The sequence below is a fragment of the Oerskovia sp. PE-21s genome (assembly GCF_056158145.1).
Window position 1 is genome coordinate 88,812 of the sequence record NZ_JBUXJM010000012.1, and the last position, 24,611, is coordinate 113,422.

Sequence of the window (24,611 nt, forward strand, 5' to 3'; positions counted from 1 at the left end):
ATCTGCGGGCATGCGGACGCTCCACCTCTACAGAGAACGGTTCTCATCAGTCGAGAGCACAGCTCTTGACGAGAACGGTTCTCAATAACTAGTGTCGGGTCTCTGCGACCCACCGAAGGGAAGTCCGTCATGTCCGCCGTCTGCCAGGTGCTCGGCGCCTCGCCGGGGTTCGGCCGCTCGATCTCGCACTCGCACGTGCGGACCCGGCGTCGTGTCGAGCCCCACGTCCAGCACAAGCGTCACTGGGTGCCGTCCCTGGGCCGGCATGTCAGGCTGAGAGTGAGCGCCCAGGGGATCAGGACGATCGACCGTCGAGTGATCGACGCGGTCGTCGCCGGAATCATCGCTCGAGGGGAGAAGGTCTGATGGCAGCACGCACCGAGCTGCGCCCCGTGGTCAGGATGCGTTCGACCGCAGGGACCGGGTACACCTACGTGACCCGCAAGAACCGCCGCAACGACCCGGACCGGCTGACCCTGCTCAAGTACGACCCGGTGGCGCGACGACACGTCGCGTTCCGTGAGGAACGGTAAGGGGAGCCGCATGGCCAAGAAGTCCAAGATCGCGCGCAACGAGCAGCGCGAGGTGATCGTCGCCCGGTACGCCGAGAGGCGCGCCGAGCTCAAGAAGATCATCGCGTCGCCCAGCGCCTCGGACGCCGACAAGGAGGCCGCCGTGACCGAGCTGCGCAAGCAGCCCCGCGACGCGAGCGCGACCCGCCTGCGCAACCGCGACGTCGTCGACGGCCGTCCGCGCGCGTACAACCGGCGCTTCGGGCTCTCCCGCATCAGGCTGCGCGACATGGCGCACCGCGGCGAGCTCCCGGGCGTCACCAAGTCCAGCTGGTAGTCGAGACACGTAGAGGAGCACCCATGAAGAAGGACATCCACCCCGAGTACGGGCCGGTCGTGTTCCGCGACATCTCGGCCGACTTCGCCTTCCTGACCAGGTCCACGCTCGCCGGCGGCTCGGCGTCCGGTCCTGGGCGCCCGGACAAGACGATCGAGTGGACGGACGGCAACACCTACCCGGTGGTCGACGTCGACATCTCGAGCGCGAGCCACCCGTTCTACACGGGCACCGCGCGCGTCGTGGACACCGCCGGACGTGTCGAGAAGTTCCGTCAGCGGTACGGCAAGGGCGCCACGGGTGGCGCGGCGAAGAGCGACGGTCGCTGATCCCGCCCTTCGCCCGGCCGACGCGCCGAGGCCCTCGACGAGCCGTCCACCCTGCGGGGTGGACGGCTCGTCGCACGTCGGGGAGGGCACGCGGAGGAGGTCAGGACGCGCCCAGTAGGTCACATTCGGCGCGGATCGGACAAGATTCTGCGCTCAGAGGAACCGTTTCGGCGCGGAAACGCGCGCAGAACCCCGTAGATTCCTTAGTGTTGTCCACGAAGTCCCGCCTCAGGGCTGGCAAACTGAGACCTCAACGTCCCGTGGTGCCCACTGCGGGGCGTGAACCGATGAAGGGATCCGCATGTCGCTCAACAAGTCTGAGCTCGTCTCGGCCATCGCCGCAAAGTCCGACCTCACCAAGGCTCAGGCCGAGAACGCCCTCAACGCGTTCCAGGAAGTCCTCGTCGAGTCGCTCGGCAAGGGCGAGGCCGTCAAGGTCACCGGCCTTCTCTCCGTCGAGCGCGTCGAGCGTGCCGCTCGCACGGGCCGCAACCCCCGCACCGGCGAGGAGATCCAGATCCCCGCTGGCTTCGGTGTCAAGATCAGCGCCGGCAGCCTCCTGAAGAAGGCCGTCACCAAGTGATCTTCGCGGCGCGCTGAGGCGTGCCGCACCGCGGGGCCGTGGCCCCGCACCCGTGCAGAGGCCCGGGTGCCCGACGACGTCGGTCACCCGGGCCTCTGTCGTCCGTGGGGAGCGGGGGCGCGGCGCGTCGCTTGCAGCGATAACCGTTCTCATTCTCTAGGGTGGGTGGGTCCTGGGCGTGCGCCCGACCAGCCGAGCCGAAGGGCGCCATGAGCCACCACCACCACGGGCACTCCCACGGGAGCGGCCCGGCGCTGCCCGCGACGCGACGGGTCAGGGTCGTGCTCGCGGCGATCCTGGTCCCGGCACTGCTCCTGACGATCATCGGGCTCGTCGCGCTCTGGCCCCGCGCGGCCGACCTGCCCGACCAGATCCCGTTCACGGCCCAGGGCACCCACGTGGTGCGCGGGGTCGTGACGGGGGAGGCCGAGGTCGAGACCGGGCTCGTGCCCGTGCGCCTCGACGACGGCACGCAGACCGAGGTCGTGGCCCCGCCCGAGTACGTCCACCACGGCTTCGAGGTCGGCGACCGTCTCAGGATGCTCTACATCTCCCAGGCCGAGGGCGACGGCAGCACCCCCTACGCCTTCCTCGACTTCGAACGCGGGATCCCGATCGCCGTGCTCGCGATCGCCTACGCCGCGCTCGTGCTCGCGGTCGCCCGGCTGCGAGGACTGGCGGCGCTCGCGGGACTCGTCGTCGCCCTCGTGACGATCGGTCAGTTCACGCTGCCCGCGCTCCTCTCGGGCCAGAACACCCTGTACGTGGCGCTCGTGACGTCGTCGGCCGTCATGTTCGTCGTGCTCTACGTGGCCCACGGGTTCACGGCCCGGACGTCGACCGCGATGGTCGGGACCCTCGTCGGGCTCGTCCTGACCGCGGTCCTCGCCTGGTGGGGCGCCTCGACCTCGCACATCACCGGGCTCACGTCCGAGGAGTCTCTGTGGCTCCCGTCCTACGCCCCCGCGATCGACCTGCAGGGCATCGCGATCTGCGGGATCGTCCTCGCGGGCATGGGCGTGCTCAACGACGTGACGATCACGCAGGCCTCGACCGTCTGGGAGCTGCGCGCGCTCGCGCCCTGGGCGTCGCGGCGCGAGCTCTTCACGCGGGCCATGCGGATCGGGCGCGACCACATCGCGTCGACGGTCTACACCATCGCGTTCGCCTACGTCGGAGCGGCCCTGCCGCTGCTCATGGCCGTCTGGCTGTCCGACCAGGCGCTCGGCGTGAACCTCACGTCGGGGGAGATCGCGGAGGAGGTCGTCCGGACGCTCGTCGGGTCGATCGGGCTCGTGCTCGCGATCCCGCTCACCACGGCCATCGCGGCCGTGACCGTGCCGACCGGACCTGCCCCGTCCCGGGTGCCCGCCGAGCCTGCCGGACCGGCCCAGGAGCTGGCCCGGAGCACGCCCTTCACCTGATCCGCACCGACACCCCACGGGTCGGCCCTGTGGGCGACCCTGGGAGTTCGCCATGATGTGCGCATGAGCGAACAGTGGGTCGAGGTCGCGACGACGCGGCTTCGTGACCAGCACGCCTGCCCGGGCTGCGGAGCCGACCTGACGTCGACCCGCTGCGGCGACTGCGGCCTGGTCCTGACGGGCCCGTGGGCGGTCGAGGTGCTGAGGACGTCGCGTGAGGCGGCCTTCGCGCTCGAGCGACGTGCCTCGGCGCTGCGCGCGCTGCGGTCGGCCGACGTGACGCGCCCCGCTTCACCGCGCCCCGCTTCACCGCGCCCCGTGGCCCCGCGCCCCCTGACGCCCGTGCACACCGGCGGCCCGCGCCCCGCTTCACCGCGCCCCGTGGCCCCGCGCCCAGCGGGCGGTGCTGCGAACCCCGCCCCTGCGCGGTCGAGCCTCGGGCTCCAGCCCATCCTCGCGAGCGCCGGAGCGGGCCTCCTCGCGGTCGCCACGATCGTGTTCGTCTTCTTCACGCTCGCCGACGACCTCGCGGTGCGTGCGCTCGTCACGGGCGTCGTGACGCTTCTCGCGCTCGCGACGGCCGCGTTCCTGCGGACGCGCGGGATGGCCGCGTCGGCAGAGTCGATCGGCACGCTCGGCGTCGTGCTGCTGCTCGTCGACATCGAGCTCTTCCTCAGCGCACGCCCGCTTGGCGGCGCGGACCCCGCGCTCGTGCGCGGCCTCCTGCTGCTCCTGGTGGTCGTCGGGCTCCTTGCGGCCGGGCTCCGGGTCCGGGTGCGGGCCTGGGTCGCGGCCGGGCTGATCCTCAGCCTGGTCGTGCCCGTGATCCTCGCGGGCACGTTCCACGGCCTGAGCGCCTCGACCTTCGCCGCGTTCTCGGTCGCCCTCCTGGCCGCCTCGCTCGTCACCGTGCTCGACCTGCCCGTCCTGCGGTGGTCCCGCGAGCGGCTCGGCTCGCCGCTGACCCTCGAGCAGACCGTGCTCGAGGTCGCGCGCTTCCTCGCGTTCCCCACGGCCGTCGTCCTGGCGCTGCTCGTGCCTCCGCTCCCGGGCGTCCCGGGCTGGAGCGGCGCGGCGGCGCTCGTGCTCCTCGCCGCGGGCACGGCCTGCGTGCTGGCCCGGTCCACCGGGCAGCGCGTGTGGTGGTGGGCCACGGGAGGGGCGACGGTCCTCGCGGGGGCGCTCCTCGGCGTCGGCTCCCATCCGGTGTGGCTGGCGACCGTGCCGGTCGCCGCGCTGCTCGCGGGGACCGTCCTGGTCGGCGTCGCGACGTGGGTCCGGGCCGACGGTCGGACCCGCTCCGCGCTCGTGGCCGGCGGGTCGGCGGTGCTCGGGCTCGCCGCGCTGCCCGCGACCGCGTACGGGCTGACGGGCCCGCTCGTGTCGGTCTCGACGATCCGGCCGACCGGCACCACGTGGTCGTTCACGACGGACCGCCTCGCCGTGGCCGGGACGCTCGACGACGCCGCGACCACGGCTGCGCTCGTCGGCGTCGCGGCGCTCCTGCTCGCGATGCTCGGCGTCGGCCGCCTGGACCTGGGGACGGCGGAGTCGACGGCCGCGACCTGCGGCCCTGCGGCCGGTTCGGCGGTCGGCTCGGCGACCTCGCCGTCGGCACCTGCCCGGAGCGGGCTCGTGCTCGCCGCGGGGGAGGCCGCACCGTGGGTCGCGCTGGTCCTCGCCCTGGGGGTGGCGCTGTACCCGGCCTGGGCGGCGGTCACGAGCTTCGCGGCCCTCGCTGTCCTGGCGCTCGCACTCTTCGTGGGTGCGGGCCGGTTCGCCCGGGCGCGCCGTGGTGGGCCCGCCACCGGCGAGCCGGTCGTCCCGTCCCCGGCCCCGTCCCCGGCCCCGGCGACGCCGGCCCCGTCCCCGGCCCCGGCGACGCCGGCCTCGGCACCACGCGCCCCGTGGCCCCTGGGCGCCTGGACCGCGGCCGCCCTCACGGGCGGATTCGTCGCGACGGGGCTCGCGGCCATCGTGTCCTGGGCGGCGCGCCCGACCGTGGTGCTGAGCGGCGCCGTCGTGCTCGCCTTGCTGCTGGTCGCTCGCCGCGTGGTGCCCGCCCTGGCGCACCCGTTCCTCGTGGGGGTGGGCTACGCGTACGCGCTGCTGGTCCTCGGGACGACGCTCGGCTGGGCGGGCCTCGGCACGACCGAGGCCGTCGCGGTCGTGTCGGTCACGGCCTCGGTCGTCGCGATCGTCGTCACCCGGGTCCGCGCGGTCGGGCAGCCGTCGTGGTGGGCCGTGCTCGTCACGACGTCGGTGCCCTTCCTGCTGGGCGTCGCGACCGTGCTCGACGAGCGCAGCTGGTGGTCCGCCGCCGCCGCGGCGACCATGCTCGCGCTCGAGGGTGTGCTCGTCCTGACCCGGCGGTCCGAGATGGCGCGAGCGGTCCGCGTGGCCGCGGCAGGCCTCCTGCTCCCGACGGCGTCGGTCGTCCTGGTCTGCCTCGGCGCCGAGCTCGTGCCCGGCAGCGCGTCGCCCGTGGTGCTGCCGCTCGTCGCGATCCTGACCGCCGCGGCCGTGGTCGGTGTCCCGTCCGCCCAGGCGTACCTGACCGTGCGCGGCCTCCCCGACCGGCACGTGCTCGACGCGGGACGCGCGGTCGAGGTGAGCGTGCTCGTGACCGCGTCCCTCACGGTCGTGCTCGCCCTGGTGCGCGTCGCGGCGGGCCCTGAGACCACGGCGATCGTGCTCCTCGTCCTCGGCACGGGGGCCGCGGTCGTCGCCGGACGCCCGGACCGCCGCTGGGCGTGGTGGGTCGCGGGCGGGCTGTGGGTCGGCGCCCTGTGGTCGTTGCTCGCCCTGCTCGACGTCGGGCTCGTCGAGGCGTACACGGCGCCGCCCGCGCTCGCGGCCGTGGTCGTCGGCGGGATGCTGGCCGCCCGGCGCTCGCCCGTCGGCGGGCGTCTGGCCGGGTGCGGGCTCGGGCTGCTCGTCCTGCCGTCGCTGCTCGTGTCGATCCTCGTCCCGCAGGACGTCGCGTGGCGCAACCCCGCGGTCCTCGCGCTGGGCCTGGTCCTCGTCGCGGGCGGCGAGACGGCCCGGCGTCTCGCGGCGCGCGGCACCCGCGTGAGCGAGGCCTGGGCGGCGGGCGCGGCGTCGCAGCTCGCCCTGGCGGCGATCCTCGCGTCCGTCGCGGGGCTCGTCGCGGCGCTCCAGTCGGTCCAGCAGGCGGGGGCGGCCGACCCGACCCGCGTCTACCTCGTCGCGCTCGCCTGGTCCGCGGCGGGGGCCGCGCTCGCGGCGCTCGCGGGCGACCGCCTCGTCGCGGCCGTCGCGCCCTGGGGCGGTACCCCCCGAGGGGGCGAGGGGCCCGACGGCGCCGCTCCTCCCGCGCTCGACCCGGCCCTTCGCCGGTGGTGGGCCGCGCCCGCGCTGGTGCTCGCCGGCGTCGGGCCGGTCGGGGCCGTGGGCGAGAGCTGGACCGTGATCGTCCTCGCATGGCTCGTCGAGGTCGCGCTGCTCGTGCTCGTGGTGCACACCGTGCGCCGGGCCGTGGCGGCCGGGCGGCGCGAGGACCTGCGGTGGCCGCCCACGTGGTTCGTGTGGCTCCTCGCGCTCACGGCCGCGATCGGGGCGTGGAGACCGCGCGAGCTGCGCGTCGAGGTCTTCTCGCTGCCGCTCGGCGCGGGGCTGCTCGTCGCGGGCTACCTGGCGTTCGCGGCGATGACGCGGGCCGCCGCCCGAGCGGGGGAAGCGGGCTCGGTGGCCGGCGGGTCTGCCGGTGCGGTGCCGGGCGCGGCGGGCGCGCCGGGCGTGCCGGGCGCGGCGGTTGTGCCGGGCGCGGCGTCAGCCGTGACCTGGCCCCGGCTCGCCGACTGGCCCGTCGGGTACGCCGGGTCGTGGCGCACCCTCGCTGCGGGTATCGCGGCGACGCTCGGTCCGTCGGTCCTCGCGACCTACACCGACGCCCGCACGTGGCGGGCCGTGCTCGTGATCGGGCTCGCCCTGGCTGCCGTGCTGATCGGGACGAGGTTCCACCTCGCCGCACCGTTCGTGCTGGGCGTCGTGGTGCTGCCGATCGAGATCCTCGTGGTGTTCGTGAGCCAGCTCGGCACGGCCATCTCGGCCGGGCCGTGGATGCTCACCCTGACGGCCGCGGGCGGGCTGCTCCTCATCATCGCGGTGTACTACGAGCGGCGCATGGCCGCGTTCGACGGCGCTGCGGCGTACCTGCGCGACCTGCGGTAGGGGGCCACCGCGCGAGACGGGTGGTTCGGCACGAGACGGGTGCTCGCGTCGGTGGCGTAGGCACCCGTCTCGTGCAGGACCACCCGTCTCGCGGCTGGGCCCCGTCCGGCGGGTGCCAGTCCTAGAGGGTCTTGCGTGCCCGCTCGATCAGGGGCCGCACCCGGTACGGGATGAGCTCTCCCATCGAGAGCGACGTCTCGGTGCGCTCGACCCCGTCGATCGCGAGGATCGCCGCGTCGATGCGGAACAGGTGGTCCGTGGTGCGGCACGCGACCAGCACCCGCAGGTCGGAGGTGCCGCTGCGCCCGTGCGCCTGGAGCACCTCGGGGATCTCTGCGAGCGTCGCCACGATGCGGCTGAGCTCCTTCTGCTTGACCTCGACCTCGATGAACGCGGTCAGGGGGTGGCCCAGGAACTCCGGGCTGATGCGCCGGTCGAAGTCGAGGAATGCCCCGGCCTCCTCGAGGTGGGCCATGCGTGCGTGCACCGTGTTCCGGGAGAGCCGCAGGCGCTCGGCCAGCGCGACGATCGTGCCGCGCGGGTCCTTCGCGAGCGCGACGAGGAGATCGAGGTCGACGGCATCGTAGCTGCGCACAGTGTTCAGCCTAGCCCGACATCCGGGAGCAGAACGCGCAGCCTTCTCGCGATGACTGGAGCCATGTGCGGGGTGGGGTTACGTTCGCGGTATCCGGTGCTCGACGGTGAGCGGCGGGGTGCTCGACGACGAGCACGGGAGCAGACGCGAGGTGACGCGATGACGCCCAGCAAGGTGGACAGCCGTGTCGAGCCGCGGACGACACAGGACGTCGTCCAGGTGCTCGACGAGGCCGGTGCACGCCACGGATCGGCGGAGCAGGACCGGTGGCTGGAAGGACTCGACGCAGACCCCGCGTCGGCCCTTCGACTGTACGAGGACATGGTCGTGGTGCGTCGGATCGACGCCGAGGCCACGGCTCTCCAGCGGCAGGGCGAGCTCGCGCTGTGGCCCCCGCTGCTGGGGCAGGAGGCCGCGCAGATCGGCTCGGGCCGGGCGTTGCGTGCCGACGACTTCGTGTTCTCGAGCTACCGCGAGCACGCCGTGGCGTACACGCGGGGAGTCGCCCTCGTGGACCTCGTGCGGGTGTGGCGCGGCGTGACGGCGTCGGGCTGGGACCCGTACGCCGTGAACATGGCGACGCCGCAGGTCATCATCGGCGCGCAGACGTTGCACGCGACGGGCTACGCGATGGGCATCCAGAACGACGGGGCCGACGCCGTCGCGGTCGCCTACCTGGGCGACGGGGCCATGAGCCAGGGCGACGTCAACGAGGCGTTCGTGTTCGCGGCGACCTACCGGTCGCCCGTGGTGTTCCTGTGCCAGAACAACCAGTGGGCCATCTCCGAGCCCGTGGCGCTCCAGTCGCCCGTGCCGCTCGTGGACCGCGCCGCGGGCTTCGGTCTCCCGGGCGTGCGCGTCGACGGGAACGACGTCCTCGCGGTGCACGCCGTGACCCTCGAGGCTCTCGACCGGGCCCGCACGGGCGGTGGTCCCACGTTCATCGAGGCCGTGACCTACCGCATGGGTCCGCACACCACGGCCGACGACCCCACGCGGTACCGCGACCCCGCTGAGCTCGAGACGTGGACCGGGCGCGACCCGATCTCCCGCTACCGGGCCTACCTCACGGACCGCGGCCTGCTGACCGAGGACGAGGAGACGCGCGTCCAGGGTGCCGCCGACCGGGCCGCGGCCGAGCTGCGCGCCGGGTGCATCGGGCTGGAGGACCCGTCGGCGCTCTCGATCTTCGACCACGTGTACGCCGAGCCGCACGCGGCGCTCGCGGCCGAGCGTGCCGCGTACGCGCAGTACCTGGAGGGTTTCGCCGACTCCCCAGAGCCCCACGGCGCCAGCGCCGCCGACGCCTCCCACGTGAAGGACGGTGCCCGATGACCACGCTGACGCTCGCCAAGGCCCTCAACGCAGGCCTGCGCCGCTCGCTCGCGACCGACGACAAGGTCGTCGTCATGGGGGAGGACGTCGGCCGCCTCGGCGGCGTGTACCGGGTCACGGACGGCCTCCAGACCGAGTTCGGCCCCCGTCGCGTGCTCGACACGCCGCTCGCGGAGTCGGGCATCCTCGGCACGGCCGTGGGGCTCGCGTACCGCGGCTACCGACCCGTGTGCGAGATCCAGTTCGACGGGTTCGTGTACGTCGCGTTCGACCAGATCGTGTCCCAGCTCGCCAAGATGCACGCCCGCACGGGCGGCGCGGTGCGCCTGCCGATCACGATCCGCATCCCTGTGGGCGGCGGCCTGGGGGCGGCCGAGCACCACTCGGAGTCGCCCGAGGCGTACTTCGCGCACACCGCGGGCCTGCGCGTCGTGACCGTCTCCGACCCGCAGGACGCGTACACCGTGCTCCAGCAGGCCATCGCGTGCGACGACCCGGTCGTCTTCTTCGAGCCCAAGCGGCGCTACCACCTCAAGGGCGAGGTCAACGAGGCGGCGGACCTGCGCTCGGCCGACCCCATGGACGCGGCGCGCGTCGTCGTGCCCGGGTCCGACGTCACCCTGGTGACGTTCGGGTCGCTCGTGACGACGGCCCGGGACGCCGCGGTCGCGGCCGCCGACGAGGGCGTCTCGATCGAGGTCGTGGACCTGCGTTCGCTCTCGCCGATCGACCACGCGACGGTCGCGGCGTCGGTCCGCAAGACGGGTCGGCTGGTCGTCACGCACGAGGCCCCGCACCAGGCAGGCCTGGGCGCCGAGGTCGCGGCCGCGGCGACCGAGCGCTGCTTCGACCACCTCGAGGCCGCGCCGGTGCGCGTCACGGGGCACGACGTCCCGTACCCCCCGGCCAAGGCCGAGCAGCACCAGGTCCCGGACCTGGACCGGATCCTCGACGGCGTGGACCGCGTCCTGGGGCGCGGGGCGTACGCGTCGTCGGAGTACGCAGCCTTCGAGGGGGTGGGACGGTGATGGCCACGCGCGAGTTCCTCCTGCCCGACCTCGGCGAGGGCCTCACCGAGTCCGACCTGGTGAGCTGGCGCGTCGCCGCGGGCGACCGGGTCGAGCTCAACCAGGTCATCGCGGAGGTCGAGACGGCCAAGGCGCTGGTCGACCTCCCGTCGCCATACGCGGGCGTCGTCACGGTCCTGCACGCCGAGCCGGGGCAGACGGTCAACGTGGGGGAGCCGCTCGTCACGTTCGAGGTCCCGGACGAGGCGGGGGCGCCGGGCGCAGTGCCCGCCGCCGGGCGGTCGGCCGGCGGCGCTCGTACGGCCGGCGGTGCCGGGAACGGGTCGCCTGACGGCGTCACCACCGATCGTTCGCCGGCGTCCCCGTCCGCCGTGGTCTCCACGCCCGACGGCGCCACGCCCGGCGGTCTCGCGGCCCACGGCGGCCAGGACGCGGCCGAGGAGGCGCCCCAGCCGAACCTCGTCGGGTACGGTGCGCGACCGGAACGAGCGGGCCGACCCACGAGGCGAGCACGCCGGTCCCCGGCTCCGGCCGCTGCCGAGATGCGTCCAACTGGGGTCGAGAACAGGGTCAGCACCCCAGATGGCCGCATCTCGGCGGACGGGGTCGAGCACGGGCAGCTTTCCGACGACGACATGGCCGGAGCCGGTGCCGGAGCCGGAGCCGGTGCCGGCCCGGGGGCGGGGGCTGGTGCGAGCGCGGCAGCGGGCTCGAGTACCGGTATGCCCCTCATCGAGCGACCACGCTCGACTCCGCCCGTGCGCCGGCTGGCCAAGCAGCTCGGGGTCCACCTCGAACGGATCGTCGGGACCGGCGCTCGCGGGCTCGTGACCCGCGAGGACGTCCTCGCGGCGGTGAGCTCTGCGCAGGCCGGGTCCCGCGAGGGGACCGCAGCCGGGACGGGACAGGGCGCGGTGGCCGGGCGACGTGCGGGCACGGGTCGGGAGCGCAACGGCGTCCACGGTCTCCCTAGCGACGCGTCGAGGGGGCCGGCGTCCCGAGGCTTCGGCACCGCGGGCCCGCCCGACGAGTGGGACGACGACGACGAGGACGCTGCCGCTGCCGACGAGCCCACGCCCCGGACCACGGGCCGCCACTCACCGACCTCGCTGCGCGACATCCTCGGTCAGTCCGGGCTGGCCCGCGCGGCCTCCCGGCGCGCGGGCGGGTTCCCGCTGCCCGGAACGAGCGCCGCGCCGGCCGAGCCGGACGACATGAGGGGAGCGGCGTCGTCGGGCCGGGCGGACAACGGTGAGACCCGCACCCCCGTGCGCGGCGTGCGCAAGCACACCGCCGCCGCGATGGTCGCGAGCGCGTTCACCGCTCCCCACGCGACCGTGTTCCTCACGGTCGACGTCACGCCCAGCACCGAGCTCCTCGACCGCCTGCGGACCCACCCGCTCGCCCGCGGGACCAGGATCACGGTCCTGGCGCTCGTCGCTCGCGCGCTGTGCGTCGTGCTGCCGCGGCACCCCTCGCTCAACAGCCGGTGGGAGGACCTGCCCGACGGGGGCGCGGAGATCGTCCACAGCCCGCGCGTCCACCTGGGGACGGCGGTCGCGACCGAGCGCGGGCTCGTCGTGCCCCACGTGCCCGACGCGCACACGCTCGGGCTCACGGGGCTGGCGCAGGCGCTCGCGGACCTCACCGCGACGGCCCGCAGCGGGCGCACCGCGCCCGAGCGGCTCACGGGCGGGACCATCACGATCACCAACGTCGGGGTGTTCGGCGTCGACGCCGGGACGCCGATCCTGGTCCCGGGGGAGGCCGCGATCCTGGGCGTCGGGGCCGTGCGGAAGCGCCCCTGGGAGCACGAGGGACAGGTCGCGCTGCGCGACGTGGTGACGCTGAGCCTGTCGTTCGACCACCGCGTGGTCGACGGCGAGCAGGGCGCCCGTTTCCTTTCCGAGCTCGGGGCGCTGCTCGCGGACCCGGCGCTCGCGCTGCTCCTGGTGGGCGACTCCGGCGACCCCGGCACCCCCGGCGACCAGGGTCCGTCCCGGACGGGGGCGCCCTCGTGACCGCGACCCTGCCGACCACGCGCTCCCCAGGCGTCGGCGACGTCCTGGGGACGACGGTCGACCCGTTCTCTGCGGACGCCCGTGCCAACGACGTGGCGCAGCGTTCGCTCGTCGCCGGGCTGCGCGAGCGCACGGCCCGCGCCGCGCTCGGCGGCCCCGAGCCGTCGCGGGCCCGGCACGTCGCGCGCGGCAAGCTGCTGCCGCGTGAGCGCGTCGAGCACCTGCTCGACGAGGGCAGCCCGTTCCTGGAGATCGCACCGCTCGCGGCCGAGGGGATGCTGGGCGGCGAGTGGCCCGGGGCGGGCGTGATCGCGGGGATCGGGGTCGTCGAGGGGCGCCAGGTCCTGGTCGTGTGCAACGACGCGACGGTCAAGGGCGGCACGTACCACCCGCTCACGGTCAAGAAGCACCTGCGGGCCCAGGAGATCGCGCTCGAGGACCGGCTGCCGTGCATCTACCTCGTCGACTCGGGCGGCGCGTTCCTGCCGCTCCAGGCCGAGGTCTTCCCCGACCGCGACCACTTCGGCCGCATCTTCTACCACCAGGCCCGGCTCTCGGCCGCGGGCGTCCCGCAGATCGCGGCGGTCCTGGGCTCGTGCACCGCGGGCGGCGCGTACGTGCCCGCGATGAGCGACGAGACGGTGATCGTGCGGAACCAGGGCACGATCTTCCTCGGCGGCCCCCCGCTCGTGAAGGCCGCGATCGGTGAGGTCGTCACGGCCGAGGAGCTGGGTGGCGGAGACCTGCACGCGCGCCGCTCGGGCGTCACCGACCACCTGGCGGAGGACGACGAGCACGCGCTCGCGATCGTGCGCCGCATCGTCTCGACGCTCCCGCCCGACCCGGCGCCCGCGTGGGCGGTCCACGAGAGCGCCCCGCCGGTCGTCGGGCAGGACGACCCGGGCGGCCCCGGCGAGAGCCTGTACGGCGCGGTGCCGGTCGACGTCCAGGCGCCCTACGACGCGCGCGAGATCGTCGCGCGGCTCGTCGACGGCAGCGTGTTCCACGAGTTCAAGCGCGAGTACGGCGACACCCTGGTCACCGGGTTCGCGCACCTGCACGGACACCCCGTGGGGATCGTCGCGAACAACGGGGTCCTGTTCAGCCCGTCGGCGCTCAAGGGTGCGCACTTCGTCGAGCTGTGCGACCAGCGCGGCATCCCGCTCGTGTTCCTGCAGAACATCTCGGGGTTCATGGTCGGCACCGACGCCGAGGCCGGGGGCATCGCCAAGGACGGCGCCAAGATGGTCACGGCCGTCGCGACGACGCGCGTGCCCAAGCTGACGGTCGTGGTCGGCGGGTCGTTCGGGGCGGGCAACTACTCGATGTGCGGGCGCGCGTACTCGCCGCGCTTCCTGTGGTCGTGGCCCGCGAGCCGGATCTCGGTCATGGGCGGCCCGCAGGCCGCGTCGGTGCTCGCGACGGTCAAGGCCGACCAGCTCGCGGCGCGCGGCGAGCAGTGGGCGCCCGACGACGAGGCCGCCTTCCGCGAGGACATCCGCTCGCGCTACGAGGAGCAGGGCGACCCGTACTACGCCACGGCCCGGCTCTGGGACGACGGCGTCATCGACCCTGCTGACACGCGCCGCGTGCTGGGGCTCGCGCTCGACGTGTGCGCCCGCACACCGTTGGCACCGACCGAGGGCCCGCGCTTCGGGCTCTTCAGGATGTGAGGGCCATGCTCCCGCCGCGCACCCCCACCCCGGGCTCGCGCCCCTTCGGCACCGTCCTCGTCGCCAACCGTGGCGAGATCGCGTGCCGCATCATCGGCACGCTGCGCCGCCTCGGCATCCGCTCGGTCGCGGTCCACAGCGACGCCGACGCCGGCGCGCGCCACGTGTCCCTCGCCGACGTCGCGGTACGCATCGGCCCGGCCGCCGCGACGGGGTCGTACCTGAGCGTGCCCGCGATCATCGACGCGGCCCGCGCGACGGGTGCCGACGCGATCCACCCCGGCTACGGCTTCCTGTCCGAGAACCCCGAGCTCGCGCGGGCCTGCGCGGACGCGGGCATCGTGTTCGTCGGGCCCGGTGTCGCGGCGCTCGAGGCCATGGCCGACAAGATCACGGCCAAGGAGATCGTCGCGGCGCGCGGCGTCCCGGTCGTGCCGGGCAGCACGGGACGCGACCCCGCGACCGGCGCGGCGCTCGACGACGAGGCCCTCGCCCGGGCCGCGCGCGACGTCGGCTTCCCGCTGCTCGTCAAGCCCTCGGCGGGCGGCGGTGGCAAGGGCATGCAGGTCGTGACCTCGGCCGACGACCTCCCGGCCGCGCTCGCGAGCGCCCGGCGCGTCGCGACCCGGTCGTTCGGCGACGGCACGCTGCTCGTCGAGCGCCTGGTCGCCCGACCGCGCCACATCGAGGTGCAGGTGCTCGCGGACTCGCGCGGCGCCGTCGTGCACCTGGGGGAGCGCGAGTGCTCGCTCCAGCGTCGCCACCAGAAGGTCGTCGAGGAGGCGCCGTCGCCGCTGCTCGACGCCGCGACGCGCGCCCGCATCGGGGAGGCCGCGTGCGAGGTCGCGCGCGGCGTCGACTACGAGGGCGCCGGGACGGTCGAGTTCCTCGTGCCTGCCGACGACCCGGCGACGTTCTTCTTCATCGAGATGAACACGCGACTGCAGGTCGAGCACCCCGTGACGGAGATGGTCACGGGCCTCGACCTGGTCGAGGCCCAGCTCCGCGTCGCGGCGGGGGAGGCGCTGGGGTTCGCGCAGGAGGACGTCGTGCTGGTGGGCCACGCGGTCGAGGCCCGCGTCTACGCCGAGTCCCCGGCGCGCGGCTTCCTGCCCGCGACGGGCGAGGTCCTCGCGCTCACCGAGCCCGACGGCGCCGGGTGGCGTCTCGACAGCAGCCTCGCCGAGGGGCTGCGCGTCGGGGGAGACTACGACCCGCTGCTCGCGAAGGCCGTCGCGCACGGCGCCGACCGCGCCCAGGCGCTCGACCGGCTCGACCGCCTGCTCGGGGAGACGGTCGTGCTGGGCGTCGACACGAACATCGGCTTCCTGCGGGCGCTCCTCGCGTCCCCGGACGTCCGGGCGGGGGACCTCGACACGGGGCTCATCGAGCGGTTCGTCGCGGACGGCGGAGTCCCGCCGGAGGCCGCGGCCGAGGGCGACCTCGTGGCGGTCGCGCTGTGCTCGCTCGCGGGGTCGGACGCTCGCGGCACCACGCCGCACGCGACCGGCCAGTGGGGCGTGGGCGACGGCTGGCGGCTCAACGCCGCGCCCCGCCCGCGCCGGGTCGCGCTGCTCGCCCCGGCCGACGAGCCTCACGAGGTGACCGTGACGGGGGACGCGAGAGACGCCGTCGTGCACGTGGACGACGGCGAGCCCCGGCATGCCTCGCTGACACCGGTCGCGGGGCACGCGTGGCGGTTGGTCGTGGACGGCACGGGCGAGACCGTGCACCTCGCGACCGGCCCCGACGGGAGCGTCTGGCTCGCGCGCGACGGCCGGGTGGTCCAGGTCGCCGTCCCGACGCGCGCCGAGCGCCTCGCGCGACGCGCCGCCGCCCGCCCTGACGGGTCCGACCGACCGGACGCCCCCCTGAGCCCCGACGTCCGCGCGGGCATGCCCGGCACGGTCGTCGCGGTCGCCGTCACCGACGGCGAGAGCGTCGCCGCGGGCACGGTCCTCGTCGTGGTCGAGGCCATGAAGATGGAGCACCCGCTCACGGCGCCGCACGCGGGCGTCGTGCGGCTCACGGCCCGCCCGGGTGACCTGGTGCGGCGCGACGAGGTGGTCGCCCGCGTCGAACCACGGCCCGACGACGGCGCCCCCGTCCCGGCCGACGGGTCCGCGATCCTGCAGCACCCCCAGGCCGACATCCCGGCCGTCCCCGTCCCCTCCCACACCCCAGGAGCGTTATGAACACCGAGCTCACCGACGAGCAGCGCAAGCTCAGCGACACCGTGCGCGAGTTCGCGGACACCGTCGTCGCGCCCGCAGCGTACACGTACGACACCGAGCGCCGCCTGCCGCTCGACATCATCCGCGAGATGGGCGACCTGGGGCTCTTCGGCCTGCCGTTCCCCGTGGAGCACGGCGGCCAGGGCAAGGACTACCTGTCGCTGTGCCTCGCGGTCGAGGCGCTCGCGCGCGTCGACCAGAGCATCGCGGTGACCCTGGAGGCCGGTGTGGGGCTCGGGATCATGCCGATCGTGCGGCACGGGACCGCGGAGCAGCGCGAGCGGTGGTTGCCGGACCTCGTCACGGGGCGGGCCCTCGCGGCGTTCGGGCTGACCGAGGCCGAGGCGGGCTCCGACGCGGGCGCCACCCGCACGACGGCGCGGCACGAGCCCGGCCCGGACGGCGGCGGCGGGGTGTGGGTCATCGACGGCAGCAAGCAGTTCATCACCAACTCCGGGACGCCCATCACGAGCGTCGTCACGGTCACCGCGGTCACGGCGGAGGAGGTGCGCGCCGACGGGACGGTGAAGAAGGAGCTGTCGTCGATCCTCGTGCCGTCCGGGACGGCCGGGTTCACGGTCGGGCCGGCGTACGACAAGGTCGGGTGGCACACGTCCGACACGCACCCCCTGACGTTCGAGGACGTCCGGGTCCCCACCGCGAACCTCCTGGGCGAGCTGGGCCGCGGGTACGCGAACTTCCTGCACGCCCTCGACGAGGGGCGCATCGCGTTCGCGGCGCTCGCCACGGGCGCCGCCCAAGGGTGCCTGGAGGAGGCGCTGCGGTACGCGCGGACGCGCAACGTCTTCGGACGCGACATCGGCTCGAACCAGCACATCGCGTTCACGCTCTCGCGCATGGCGGCCCGCGTCCACCAGGCGCGGCTCTGCTACTACGACGCGGCCTCGAAGCTCGCGAACGACGTCCCGTTCAAGGTCGAGGCGTCCATGGCGAAGCTCGTGGGCAGCGAGGCGGCCATGGCGAACGCGCGCGACGCGGCGCAGATCTTCGGCGGCTACGGCTTCCTGAACGAGAACCCGGTGGCTCGCCACTACCGGGACTCCAAGGTGCTCGAGATCGGGGAGGGGACGTCCGAGGTGCAGCTCATGATCATCGCGCGCGGGCTGGGCCTCACGGCCTAGGCCGGGTGCCGAGAACGAGGTCGAGGCTGGCAACCTGCCCAGAACGACCGCAACCTCGTTCTCGGCACCCGGGACACACACCAGACCAGCAGGAAGGAGTGCAGGATGCGGGAGATCGTGCAGCGCGGGCTCTACTACGACGAGCTCGACGAGGAGGTCCGCTACGTCCACCGCCCGGGGCGCACGCTGACCGAGGCCGACAACGTGCTCTTCACGACGCTGACCATGAACACGCAGTCGCTCCACCTCGACGCGGCGTGGGCCGCCGACCAGCCCTTCGGACAGCGGCTCGTGAACTCGATGCTCACGCTCTCGACGCTCGTCGGGGCCTCGGTCGCGCAGCTCACGCAGGGCACGATCGTCGCCAACCTCGGGTTCGCCGAGGTCGCGTTCCCGCACCCGGTGTTCCACGGCGACACCCTGTACTCCTCGACCGTGGTGCTCGAGAAGCGGCCGTCCGCCTCACGACCCGGGCAGGGGGTCGTGACGTTCGAGCACCGGGGGCACAACCAGGACGGCGTGCTCGTGGCGCGGGCCGTGCGGTCGACGCTCGTGTGGACGCGACCGGCGCACGAGGCGGCCCTCGCCACGACCGCCGCACAAGGCGCGCCGGACGCGGTGGCGCGCGTCGTCGTCGGGCAGGAGGGCGGTGCGCCGTGACGACCTTCGACCTGGGGCCCGCGCTCCTCTTCTGCCCCGCCGACCGGCCCGACCGCTACCGCAAGGCCGCGGACCGTGCCGACGCCGTGATCCTCGACCTCGAGGACGCCGTCGCGCCGGACCGCAAGGCCGCGGCGCGCGACGCGCTCCTCGCCGAACCCCTCGACCCGGCGCTGACCGTCGTGCGGGTCAACGCGGTCGGGACCCCGGAGCACGCAGCCGACCTGGCCGCGCTCGCCCGCACCGCCTACCGGACCGTCATGGTCCCCAAGGCCGACGAGCGGCTGCCGCTCGACGTGGGCGGGCTGCGCGTCGTCGCGCTGTGCGAGACGGCCGCGGGCGTGCTGGCCGCGCCCGAGCTCGCCCGTCGGCCCGGCGTCGTCGCCCTCATGTGGGGTGCCGACGACCTGGTCGCGTCGCTCGGTGGGACGTCGAGCCGGTTCCCCGACGGGACCTACCGGGACGTCGCCCGCGCCGCCCGCTCCGCGGTGCTGCTCGCCGCGGGGGCCGCGGGCGTCGCCGCGATCGACGCGGTGCACCTCGCGATCGACGACCTCGACGGCCTGCGCGACGAGGCGCTCGACGCCGCAGCCGTCGGCTTCGCCGCGACCGCGTGCATCCACCCCTCGCACGTGCCGGTCGTCCGGTCCGCGTACGCGCCCCCGCCGGGTGCCGTCGCGGCCGCCCGTTCGCTGCTCGCCGCGGCCACCGGCCACGACGGCGTGTTCGTGCACGACGGCGTGATGATCGACGGCCCCTCGCTGCGGCACGCCGAGGTCGTGCTGCGACGGGCGCGCCTGGCCGGTGCTGCCGACATCGCCACCGCGGCCACACCGTCCGACGCAGCCGCCGACCGCTCAGCACCCGAGTCCCTCCGCACAGGAAGCAGGCCGACATGACGACCGACGGAACCCGGCCGGCGAGCTCCCCGGCCTCCGGGAAGACCCCGCACGCACCCGGTGTCACCCACCTCCCCGACGCGGCCACCGCGCTCGACGGCCTGCTGCACGACGGCATGACGATCGCGGTCGGCGGGTTCGGTCTGTGCGGCATCCCGGCCGACCTCATCGAGGCCGTGCGTGACTCGGGCGTGCGGGGGCTCACCGTGGTGTCCAACAACATGGGCGTCGACGGCAAGGGGCTCGGGCTGCTGCTCGAGAGCGACCAGGTCGACAAGGTCCTGTCGTCCTACGTGGGCGAGAACAAGCTGTTCGCGCAGCGGTACCTCGACGGCGACCTCGAGGTCGAGTTCGTGCCGCAGGGCACGCTCGCCGAGCGGCTGCGCGCGGGGGGCGCGGGCATCCCCGCGTTCTACACCGCCACGGGCGTCGGGACACCGGTCGCCGAGGGCAAGCCCGTCGAGGAGTTCGACGGGCGCCGTTACGTCCTGGAGCGCGGCATCGTCGCGGACCTGGCCCTGGTGCACGCGCACCGCGCCGACCCCTTCGGCAACCTCACCTACCGGTTCACGGCCCGGAACTTCAACCCGCTCGTCGCGACCGCCGGTCGCCTCACGGTGGTCGAGGCCGAGCTCCTCCTGGACGAGCCCCTCGACCCCGACGTCGTCGTCACGCCCGGGATCTTCGTCGACCGGCTCGTGCCCGCGCGGCCACGGGTCAAGGACATCGAGCAGCGCACGGTGCGGCCGCGCGCGATCGCGGTCGGTGCGCCGACAACCGCAGGAAAGGACGCCTGACATGCCCTGGGACCGGGACGAGATGGCCGCGATCGCCGCGGCCGAGCTGCACGACGGCGACTACGTGAACCTCGGGATAGGCATCCCCACGCTCGTCGCGAACCACCTGCCGCCCGGCGTGTCCATCACGCTGCAGAGCGAGAACGGGATGCTGGGCATCGGGCCGTTCCCGGTCGAGGGCGACGAGGACGCCGACCTGATCAACGCGGGCAAGCAGACCGTCACGGCCCTGCCCGGTGCGAGCTACTTCGACTCCGCGACGTCGTTCGCCATGATCCGCGGCGGTCACGTCGACATCGCGATCCTCGGGGCCCTGGAGGTCTCCGAGACGGGGGACCTGGCCAACTGGACCGTGCCCGGCAGGCTGGTCAAGGGCATGGGCGGGGCCATGGACCTCGTCGCGGGCACGCCCCGGATCGTCGTGCTCATGGACCACGTCGCGCGTGACGGGTCGCCCAAGCTCCGGCACGAGTGCGCGCTGCCGCTCACGGGCGAGGACGTGGTGGACCGGATCATCACGGACCGCGCGGTCTTCGACGTCCTGCCCGGTCCCGACGACCCAGGTCGTCACCTCGTGCTGCGCGCCGTCGCGCCCGGCGTGACGCTCGACGAGGTGCGGGACGTGACCGAGGCGAGCTACGTCGTCGGGCTGGAAGAACCGGGGGACCCTGCCGGAGCTCCCGTTCCCCCACAGCCCCGCACCGGACACCAGGAGGAGTCATGACCGTCGTCGTGGGGTACGCGCGCACCCCGTTCGTGCGCTTCAACGGGGCCTTCGCGACCGTGCCGGCCGCGGTCCTCGGAGCGCACGCGCTGGGCGCTGCGCTCGCGGACGCGAGGCTCACGCCCGACGACGTCGAGCTCGTCCTCGCCGGCCAGGTGCTCCAGGGCGGGGCCGGCCAGAACCCGGCGCGGCAGGCCGCCGTCGGCGCCGGCGTGCCCTTCTCGGTACCCGCGATGACGCTAAACGCGGTGTGCCTGTCCGGCATGGAGGCCGTGGTGCAGGCGCACCGGCTGATCGCCGCGGGCGAGGCGCACGTCGTCGTGGCCGTGGGGCAGGAGTCCATGAGTCTCGCGCCGCACGCCTGGGTCGGGTCGCGCGCGGGCCAGAGGTTCGGCGACGTGACCCTCGTGGACACGCTCGCGCACGACGGGCTGCGCGACGCGTTCGAGCGGGAGTCGATGGGGCTCAGCACCGAGCGGCACGGCGAGGGGCTCGCGATCGGCCGGGAGGCGCAGGACGCGTTCGCGGCGTCGTCGCACGCGCGGGCCGCCGCGGCCGCGGACTTCTTGCGGGGCGAGATCGCGCCCTTCCAGACGCCCGGGCGCGGCGGCCGGCTCGTCGACGCGGACGACGGCGTGCGCGCCGACACCACGGTCGAGGTCCTGGCGCGGCTGCGCCCCGCCTTCCGCGAGGACGGCACCATCACGGCCGGGAACGCCTCGCAGATCTCCGACGGCGCCGCGGCCCTCGTGCTCGTGAGCGACGAGGAGGCCGCACGGCGGGGCCTGACCGGCGCGCGCCTCCTGGGGCACGCGCTCGTCGCCGGGCCCGACGTCTCGCTGCACGCGCAGCCCGCGAACGCGATCCGTGCGGCCTGCGGGCGCGCCGGCCTCGCGGTCGACACGCTGTCCGCGATCGAGATCAACGAGGCCTTCGCCGCGGTGGCCATCGCGTCGACGGACCTCCTGGGCGTCGACCCCGCGATCGTCGACGCCAACGGGGGTGCCATCGCGCTCGGGCACCCCATCGGGGCGTCGGGAGCGCGGATCGTGGGTCACCTCGCGCGGCGGCTCGCGGCGCTCGGCGGCGACGCCGTGGGCGCGGCGGCGCTGTGCGGCGGCGGGGGCCAGGGCTCGGCGGTGGTGCTGCAGGGGTAGCGGCTACCGCCCGACGACCAGCTGCTACAGGTCGCCCTTGCGCTGCAGGTAGCGCATGGCGCCCCAGCCGATCGGGATGCGGGCCCAGTAGGTCGCGAGGCGGAAGAGGAACGTCGCCGACGTGGCGAGCGCGGGCGGGATGCCGGCCGCCGTCAGGCCGACGATGAGCGCCCCCTCGATCGCACCCAGGCCACCGGGTGTCGGGACGGCTGCGCCCGCCGCGTTGCCGACCAGGTAGATCACGGCCACGTCGACGAGCGCGAGCTCCTGGCCGAACGCCGCGAGGGCCGCGTCGAACGCGAGCACGTAGCCGAGGGTCATGACGATGTTCCCGCCGAAGCCGAGGGCCAGTCGGCCCGGCTGGCTGAGCATCTCGGACAGACGCGGCCACACCTGCTGGACGGTCGGCCGGATCTTGGCGATCACCCAGCGCCGCACCGCAGGGACGAGCAGCGTCGCGATGACAGCGAGGGCCACCCCGGTGATGGCGAGCAGGACCGTGGTCGAGGGCAGCTTGATGAGTCCGCCCGACCGGGCCGTCATCGACAGGACCACCAGCAGCAGGATCGTGATGACGAACTGCGACACCTGCACCAGGGCGACGGTCGCGACGGCCATGGGCGTCGACACGCCGCGCTTGGTGAGCATGCGCAGGTTGAGCGCCGCGGGCCCGATCCCGGCCGGGGCCGCGAGGGCCACGAACGACCCGGCCATCTGGGTCAGCGTCGCCCGCATCATGGGCAGCTTGACGGGCGAGAAGGCCACGAAGGTCAGGGCGGCGCCGAACCAGGTGAGGACGCCCAGCGCGAACGAGACGACCGCCCACCAGGGGTTGGCCTCGGAGACCGCCGCGGTGATCTGCTGGAAGTTCATGGTCGTGACGACCACGGTCACCGCGACGATCGTCAGGGTCAGCGTGATGATGGTCCGCGCCCCGAAGCGCGTGATGCGCTGGGGCTCGACGTCGGTCTCGGGGAGCCGCTCGACGAGCGCGGCGCGCAGGTCCTTGAAGAGCTCCTTGTTGGCGCGCATCTCCTCGCGGGTGCTCACGGGCAGCGCGATCGACTGGAGCAACGGGCCGATCGCCGCGATGTCCTCGCCCGGCAGCACGCTCACGGCCGAGGCCACGGCGCGCTCGGCACCCACGCGCAGCGCGAGGAGCGCGACCATCTGTGTGAGGTCCATGCGGCGCGACAGCTCGGAGGACGCGATGTCGCCCTGCTCCCAGCCGGTCAGCCAGACCTTGACCTCGGAGTCGTCGGGGATCTCCGTGCCGCTCCGGGGGCTCAGGTCGACGGCTGCGGACCCGGTGCCCGGTCCCGACCCGGCGGGATGCGTCGAGGTGCGGCCCGGCTCGCCGCGGCTCACGAGCATGACGTCGGAGGTCAGCGCGCGGTGCGAGAGCCCGGCGTCGTGCGCGAGCTGGATCTGGTGCCAGGCCTCGGTGAGGACGGCGTCGGTGACCTCGTCGTCGGGCAGGTCGCGCAGCGAGACGGCACCCACCGCGTGCTCCTGGACCAGGATCATCGAGTCGTCCGACTCGGCGACGCCGAGCAGGCGCGGCGTCCGGACGCCCGCGGCTCTCGCCGCGTAGGCGAGGAGGGCGGTGCGCTCGGCCACGGCCTTGAGCGAGATGGCGGCGCGTCCCTCGATGCCGCGCAGACGCAGCGAGCGCCAGAGCCGGGTGAGGAAGCCGACCACCTGCCGGTCGCCGTCGAGCACGACGACGTCGCGGCGCACCCCGTCCTCGGTGAACATCGCGTAGACGCGGTTGTCCCCGGACCGGGCGAGGGCGATGGCGGCGGGGTCGGACGGTGCCTCGGCGGGTTCCACGACTCCCTCGCCCAGGGCGCCCGAGAGGTGGTCGCCCGTGATCCGCGCGTCGGCGGTCAGCGCCGAGTCCTCGTCGGACCCGGCGACCCGGACGACGCCGACGTGGACCTCGCCCGTGATCTCGCCGTCGGCGTTGACCTCGGTGATGGGGTCCTCGGCGGCCTCCGCGAGCTCGGCGGGCTGGGACACGTCGCGGACGCGCACGAGCGCGGTGGGCGAGTAGCCGGCCCGGCGGACGCCGTCCACCAGGTGCGGGCCGTAGGCGCGTTCGCTGCGGACGCCGGACACCCACCGGACCGTGTTTCCCGCGATGCGGCCGAGCAGGAGCGTGATGATCGCACCGGGCAGGGACACCTGGGCCGTGATCAGGACGACGCCGAGCGCGATGAACAGCAGGTTCCAGGACCAGGCCACCGTCCGGCGTCGGGTGCGGGGACCCGCTGCGGTGAGGAGCCCGCTGATCGCGGCGACGTAGCCGGGGATGCTGAGCTGCCACTCGCCCCGGATCCGGACCGAGAGACCCTGCACGAGGTCGTCGGACCCGAACGTGAGCACCGAGTAGGTCACGGCGATGCCGAGGATCATGCCCAGCGCGGCCGCGGCGATCGACTCGACGACCTGGCGCCCGAGCTTGCGGATCCCCAGCTCGATGAGGACCGCCGTGGGGATCGCGAGGGTCACGAGACCTTCGAGGACCGCGACCGGGATGAACAGGATCCGCGCGAGGAGGTCGGAGAAGCCCTGGACGTCCTCGGCGACGCCTGCGGTGGTGCCGTGCGCGTACACGGACATGAACATGACGAGCGCGACGCCCAGCGCGCACAGCACGATCCCTACGAGGTCGCTGGGGTGGCGGACGCGCGACTCGGGGGTGTCGACGACCATGACGGTCGGGTCGGTGCCGTCGCCGGCGGGGCGCGGGGTCGTGAGGAACGAGCGGAACGAGCGGGGGTCCGGCGCGGGATGCTCGACGCCGGAGCGTGCCCCGACCTCGTGCACCTGCGGGCGCGGCCCGGCCGTCGCCGGAGGGCCGGCCGGGTCGTGAGCGCGCGCAGACATGCTTGCGAGTCTAGGGCTGAGGGTCCCGGGAGGCGCGGTATTACGCCACTTTCGGTCGGGTGATTTGCCCGTTTG

Annotated in this window: 20 protein-coding genes; 18 read left to right on the forward strand and 2 right to left on the reverse strand. The window is 74.3% G+C overall.

Annotated elements, in window-relative coordinates; genetic code table 11:
• The first annotated feature begins 129 nt into the window (after positions 1–129).
• From rpmB to ACZDYF_RS18615, 7 genes are all read left to right on the forward strand, one after another.
• Complete coding sequence (rpmB, locus tag ACZDYF_RS18585; protein ID WP_475061152.1) at positions 130–366, forward strand: 50S ribosomal protein L28; 237 nt, start codon at positions 130–132, stop codon at positions 364–366.
• Complete coding sequence (gene rpmG / locus ACZDYF_RS18590) at positions 366–533, forward strand: 50S ribosomal protein L33 (RefSeq protein WP_030150366.1); 168 nt, start codon at positions 366–368, stop codon at positions 531–533. The genes rpmB and rpmG overlap by 1 nt, the downstream gene beginning before the upstream one ends.
• 10 nt (positions 534–543) lie before the next feature.
• Positions 544–849: a 30S ribosomal protein S14 gene (gene rpsN, locus ACZDYF_RS18595; RefSeq protein ID WP_204810076.1), complete on the forward strand. Its 306-nt coding sequence runs from the start codon at positions 544–546 to the stop codon at positions 847–849.
• 23 nt (positions 850–872) lie between these two features.
• Positions 873–1,178 (forward strand): type B 50S ribosomal protein L31, encoded by a 306-nt coding sequence (locus ACZDYF_RS18600; RefSeq protein WP_191790129.1) that lies wholly within the window; start codon positions 873–875, stop codon positions 1,176–1,178.
• 301 nt (positions 1,179–1,479) lie between these two features.
• Positions 1,480–1,761, forward strand: a complete 282-nt coding sequence (locus ACZDYF_RS18605; RefSeq protein WP_030150363.1) for an HU family DNA-binding protein — start codon at positions 1,480–1,482, stop codon at positions 1,759–1,761.
• Between the two features lie 209 nt (positions 1,762–1,970).
• On the forward strand, positions 1,971–3,185 hold the full coding sequence (locus ACZDYF_RS18610; protein WP_475061167.1) for a YibE/F family protein: 1,215 nt from the start codon (positions 1,971–1,973) through the stop codon (positions 3,183–3,185).
• Between the two features lie 63 nt (positions 3,186–3,248).
• Positions 3,249–7,379: an SCO7613 C-terminal domain-containing membrane protein gene (locus tag ACZDYF_RS18615; protein ID WP_475061170.1), complete on the forward strand. Its 4,131-nt coding sequence runs from the start codon at positions 3,249–3,251 to the stop codon at positions 7,377–7,379.
• Between the two features lie 121 nt (positions 7,380–7,500).
• Here ACZDYF_RS18615 and ACZDYF_RS18620 read toward each other — a convergent pair whose 3' ends face one another.
• Positions 7,501–7,974 carry an Lrp/AsnC family transcriptional regulator gene (locus tag ACZDYF_RS18620; RefSeq protein ID WP_191790132.1) on the reverse strand — a complete coding sequence of 158 codons (474 nt, stop codon included), beginning with the start codon at positions 7,972–7,974 and terminating at the stop codon, positions 7,501–7,503.
• Positions 7,975–8,133: 159 nt separating this feature from the next.
• Between ACZDYF_RS18620 and pdhA the strand changes: the two genes are divergently transcribed.
• From pdhA to ACZDYF_RS18675, 11 genes are all read left to right on the forward strand, one after another.
• Positions 8,134–9,309 (forward strand): pyruvate dehydrogenase (acetyl-transferring) E1 component subunit alpha, encoded by a 1,176-nt coding sequence (gene pdhA / locus ACZDYF_RS18625; protein ID WP_475061175.1) that lies wholly within the window; start codon positions 8,134–8,136, stop codon positions 9,307–9,309.
• Positions 9,306–10,337, forward strand: a complete 1,032-nt coding sequence (locus ACZDYF_RS18630) for an alpha-ketoacid dehydrogenase subunit beta (RefSeq protein ID WP_475061178.1) — start codon at positions 9,306–9,308, stop codon at positions 10,335–10,337. The genes pdhA and ACZDYF_RS18630 overlap by 4 nt, the downstream gene beginning before the upstream one ends.
• Positions 10,337–12,358, forward strand: coding sequence for a dihydrolipoamide acetyltransferase family protein (locus tag ACZDYF_RS18635; RefSeq protein ID WP_475061183.1), 2,022 nt, complete (start codon positions 10,337–10,339; stop codon positions 12,356–12,358). Before ACZDYF_RS18630 ends, ACZDYF_RS18635 begins: the two co-directional genes overlap by 1 nt.
• Before the next feature lie 44 nt (positions 12,359–12,402).
• On the forward strand, positions 12,403–14,031 hold the full coding sequence (locus tag ACZDYF_RS18640; RefSeq protein WP_475061260.1) for a carboxyl transferase domain-containing protein: 1,629 nt from the start codon (positions 12,403–12,405) through the stop codon (positions 14,029–14,031).
• Positions 14,032–14,036: 5 nt separating this feature from the next.
• Positions 14,037–16,226: an acetyl/propionyl/methylcrotonyl-CoA carboxylase subunit alpha gene (locus tag ACZDYF_RS18645; RefSeq protein ID WP_475061188.1), complete on the forward strand. Its 2,190-nt coding sequence runs from the start codon at positions 14,037–14,039 to the stop codon at positions 16,224–16,226.
• On the forward strand, positions 16,223–17,407 hold the full coding sequence (locus tag ACZDYF_RS18650; protein WP_191790138.1) for an acyl-CoA dehydrogenase family protein: 1,185 nt from the start codon (positions 16,223–16,225) through the stop codon (positions 17,405–17,407). Before ACZDYF_RS18645 ends, ACZDYF_RS18650 begins: the two co-directional genes overlap by 4 nt.
• Before the next feature lie 105 nt (positions 17,408–17,512).
• Positions 17,513–18,067 carry a MaoC family dehydratase gene (locus ACZDYF_RS18655; RefSeq protein WP_475061193.1) on the forward strand — a complete coding sequence of 185 codons (555 nt, stop codon included), beginning with the start codon at positions 17,513–17,515 and terminating at the stop codon, positions 18,065–18,067.
• Positions 18,064–18,966: an HpcH/HpaI aldolase/citrate lyase family protein gene (locus ACZDYF_RS18660; protein WP_475061197.1), complete on the forward strand. Its 903-nt coding sequence runs from the start codon at positions 18,064–18,066 to the stop codon at positions 18,964–18,966. Before ACZDYF_RS18655 ends, ACZDYF_RS18660 begins: the two co-directional genes overlap by 4 nt.
• Positions 18,963–19,763: a CoA transferase subunit A gene (locus ACZDYF_RS18665; protein WP_475061202.1), complete on the forward strand. Its 801-nt coding sequence runs from the start codon at positions 18,963–18,965 to the stop codon at positions 19,761–19,763. Before ACZDYF_RS18660 ends, ACZDYF_RS18665 begins: the two co-directional genes overlap by 4 nt.
• A gap of 1 nt (position 19,764) precedes the next feature.
• Positions 19,765–20,487, forward strand: coding sequence for a 3-oxoacid CoA-transferase subunit B (locus ACZDYF_RS18670; protein WP_475061205.1), 723 nt, complete (start codon positions 19,765–19,767; stop codon positions 20,485–20,487).
• Positions 20,484–21,644, forward strand: coding sequence for an acetyl-CoA C-acyltransferase (locus tag ACZDYF_RS18675; protein ID WP_475061208.1), 1,161 nt, complete (start codon positions 20,484–20,486; stop codon positions 21,642–21,644). The genes ACZDYF_RS18670 and ACZDYF_RS18675 overlap by 4 nt, the downstream gene beginning before the upstream one ends.
• 24 nt (positions 21,645–21,668) lie before the next feature.
• Here ACZDYF_RS18675 and ACZDYF_RS18680 read toward each other — a convergent pair whose 3' ends face one another.
• The gene (locus tag ACZDYF_RS18680) at positions 21,669–24,536 is read right to left on the reverse strand and encodes a flippase-like domain-containing protein (protein WP_475061215.1); all 2,868 of its coding nucleotides are present in this window, start codon (positions 24,534–24,536) and stop codon (positions 21,669–21,671) included.
• Positions 24,537–24,611 lie beyond the last annotated feature (75 nt).